This window comes from Moorena sp. SIO3I8 (genome assembly GCF_010692325.1).
Taxonomy (GTDB): domain Bacteria; phylum Cyanobacteriota; class Cyanobacteriia; order Cyanobacteriales; family Coleofasciculaceae; genus Moorena.
The window spans coordinates 1-3,295 of record NZ_JAAHHW010000248.1 but is presented as its reverse complement, the minus strand read 5'-3'; the positions used below and the strand labels follow the sequence as shown (position 1 = coordinate 3,295).

Annotated in this window: 3 protein-coding genes and 2 pseudogenes; 4 read left to right on the top strand and 1 reads right to left on the bottom strand. The window is 42.7% G+C overall.

Annotation, left to right across the window (positions count from 1 at the left end):
- Positions 1–161: sulfotransferase domain-containing protein (locus F6K51_RS38795; protein WP_365940583.1), on the bottom strand; the 161-nt coding region annotated here is incomplete at its 3' end.
- Between the two features lie 19 nt (positions 162–180).
- On the opposite strand from F6K51_RS38795, the pseudogene ltrA reads away from it, so the two are divergent.
- From ltrA to F6K51_RS35675, 4 genes and pseudogenes are all read left to right on the top strand, one after another.
- Positions 181–1,200: pseudogene (gene ltrA / locus F6K51_RS35690) on the top strand (group II intron reverse transcriptase/maturase); the annotation flags it as partial.
- Positions 1,201–1,317: 117 nt separating this feature from the next.
- Positions 1,318–1,761, top strand: coding sequence for an HNH endonuclease signature motif containing protein (locus tag F6K51_RS35685; protein ID WP_293030504.1), 444 nt, complete (start codon positions 1,318–1,320; stop codon positions 1,759–1,761).
- A gap of 247 nt (positions 1,762–2,008) precedes the next feature.
- Positions 2,009–2,584 (top strand): annotated as a pseudogene (locus tag F6K51_RS35680) (IS607 family transposase).
- Positions 2,466–3,295 (top strand): helix-turn-helix domain-containing protein (locus tag F6K51_RS35675; RefSeq protein WP_365940581.1); only part of this gene is annotated, 830 nt, incomplete at its 3' end. The pseudogene F6K51_RS35680 and the gene F6K51_RS35675, both read left to right, overlap by 119 nt.

Sequence of the window (3,295 nt, the reverse complement as noted above, 5' to 3'; positions counted from 1 at the left end):
TGAGCATAGTGTCCCACCCGTTTAGTATGTTCAAAGTAGATAGATACTACTACATCCCTAGGGTCTCGGACTAATAGAATTACCTTAGCATTTTTATAGTTTGCCTTACTTTGAACAAGTTCATCAGTCCAAGTATCAGTTCGTAAAGCAACCCAAGACAATAAAGGGAAAAGGACGGCGGGAGTTGATAAAGAAAAAGCCCTAAATCCTCAAGAAAGAGGAGAAATGGTGGACACCTTATCAAAAACCAAACTCTGGGAACCAAAGCCCACAAGGCGCATCTACATACCAAAACCCAATGGCAAACAAAGACCGTTAGGAATACCGAGTATCACGGACCGATGTTTACAGGCCATAGTCAAAAATGCTTTGGAACCAACATGGGAAGCTCAATTTGAAGCCACATCTTATGGTTTTAGGCCAGGAAGAAGCGCCCATGACGCCCGACAAAGAATATTCCTGAACATCAATGGTGAAAGAAACAAGAAATGGTGGATAGTCGAAGCAGACATAAAAGGATGCTTTGACAATATAGCCCATCAACCGTTAATGGAAGCCATTGGTAATTTCCCAGCAAAGAAACTAATCCATGGATGGTTAAAGGCAGGATATGTAGACAAGGATACATTCCACCCAACAGAGACTGGAACTCCACAAGGAGGAATAATCAGTCCACTGTTAGCGAACATAGCATTACATGGGTTAGAAAAGGAACTGGGGATAACATACAGGAAAGAAAAAACCAAAAAAGGTGAAGACACTTGGAGAAATAAATCGAATAGAACTATAGTACGCTTTGCGGATGACTTTGTGATTTTAACAGAATCCAAAGAAGATGCCACGAACGCCAAGGTAATCACGAAAGAATGGTTAGCCAAGAAAGGACTAAGTCTATCCGAAGAAAAAACCAAAATAACTCACCTAACAGATGGTTTTGATTTCTTGGGATGGAACATACGGAAATATAAAACCACAACCAGAAGTAAAGGGTATATAACTTTAATCAAACCATCAAACAAAAGCTTAAAAGGAATCAAGAAGAAGATAAAAGTAGAATTCGCAAAACTAAAAGGGGCATCTGTTCAACACCTTATGTGGAAATTACAACCAATTATAAGGGGTTGGACAAACTACCACGATGGAGTGGTGGCGAAGGATACGTTTAGTAAATTAGATGATTACATCTCCTGGAAGCTAGTAAGATGGTGTAAGAGAAGATACCCTCAGAAAGAATGGAAGTGGATTAAGGAAAAACATTTCGGATGTTTCTGTCCAGGTAGGGAAGACACACGAGTCTTCGGAAGCAAAGAACAATACTTGGAAAAACCCTCATGGACAAAGATAACCAGACATACACTAGTCACCCACAATTACTCTCCAGATAATCCCGACCTTCAAGAATATTGGAGGAAAAGGAAGGAAAGGCAGAGTAAGAAAACAGCTGAAGGAAGACTACCTAAAGGCAAGAATAAAATAGCCTTAAGGCAAAATTACATATGCCCATATTGTGGACAACAATTGGGGGACTACAACAAAGTACATCTACACCACATCGTTCCCAAAGAACATGGAGGACAAGATAAGTACAACAATCTAGTTTATGTCCATGAGGAATGTCACCACACCATCCATGCCTTGGGGGCAACTAATCCTGAAATACAAAAAAGACTGTATGAAGGGATAAAAACCCCTCCCAAAAACCGGAAACAAAAACCAAAAGGCACAAAACCGGGACGAAGGGAAAAGGGTTGCACAGAATAACGTGTTTTTCGGAGTTGGTTGCGCCGTGTACCGGGAGACTCGTTCGCACGGTGCTTAGGGGGCGAAGGGGGAGTAATCCCTCTGACCTACCCAATACTATCCTGAGTCCACTCAACCTCAATCTCAAGAGTCTGGCTTGCTAGAGGTCAGACTGTAGCTAATAGATGATTATTTTTCCGGCAGTGTCTGGGATTCATCGGCAGACTCTGGTACGAGTATATAGAAAGCCAATTATTACTAACCGCCGATGCGTTATGTTCCACCCCGAAAGGCTTGCGAAATCCTTGGAGTATCAGAGCGAACACTCCGATACTGGGATCAAGCAGGAAAAATCAAAACCATTAGAACTCCAAGTAATCAACGGAGGTACGATGTTGACTCCGTTGTTGGACAAGTCCCAAACAAGCCAGCCGTCATCTACGCCAGGGTTTCAAGCAAAAAACCAAAAGACGACCTCGAAAGGCAAGCGGCGTTCTGCCAAGGGCAATTCCCGGAAGCAGAAATCATCTTTGACATCGGCTGAGGACTCAACTACAAGCGAAAAGGTCTTAAAACCTTATTGGGACGGGTCATGTCAAGAGATATCAGCCTGGTTGTGGTCCCACACAAAGACCGTAGGCCACGATTCTGATTTGAACTTATCGAATGGTATGTTACGCAAAACGGTGGTAAGATCTTGGTTCTCAACCAGTCAGACCTATCTTATGAGCGAGAGATGGTGGAGGATATCCTCGCCATTGTCCATGTCTTCAGTTGCCGACTCTACGGTCTCAGGAAGTACAAAACTGCTATCAAAGAAGATCCGAGTTTACCCGGGAACTGAACTGAAGCTTAAATGGAGAACTTGGATTAACGCAGCTAGATGGTGTTACAACAAAGCAATCGCCATCCTCAAAACTACAAAAATTGGGAAGTATGACCTCAGGAAAAAGGTGATGTTAGATGTTCCTGAATGGGTAAATCAAACTCCCTACAACCCTAGACAATTAGCAGTGTTTCAAGCTTTTGAAGCGCACAAAGCTGCTATTAAATCTGGTGGTCATACTAAGTTTAGGCGGTACTGCGATCCAGTCCAATCTATTCGATTCCAAAAGTCTAATTTCTCCAAAGGTGTCTTTTATCCTAGACAGACCAAAGGATTAACGTTCACTAGCAGTGAACCACTCCCTGAGCAAATGACTCACGAGCCGATACTTAGCATTGATCGAGGTCGGTGGTTTATTAGCTTTGCCGTTGAATCAGACCAAGATAATTTCCCTATCCCTCAAAAAGCAATCGCCTTAGACCCAGGGGTGAGGAGCTTTTTAACTGGATTTGATGGCCAGAGATTTATAGGCTTAGGTACTGGGGACATTGGAAGGGTTTATCGCCTGTGTTCTCATTTAGATCGATTAATTTCTCAGGCAGCCTTGGCCAAGGGACGCCCTAACAAGAGAAAGAGGTTTAAGTTAAGGAAGGCTGCTCAAAGGATTAGGGTAAAAATTCGTAACCTAATTGATGAAGCCCACAAGAAAATTTCTTGCTATCTAACTTC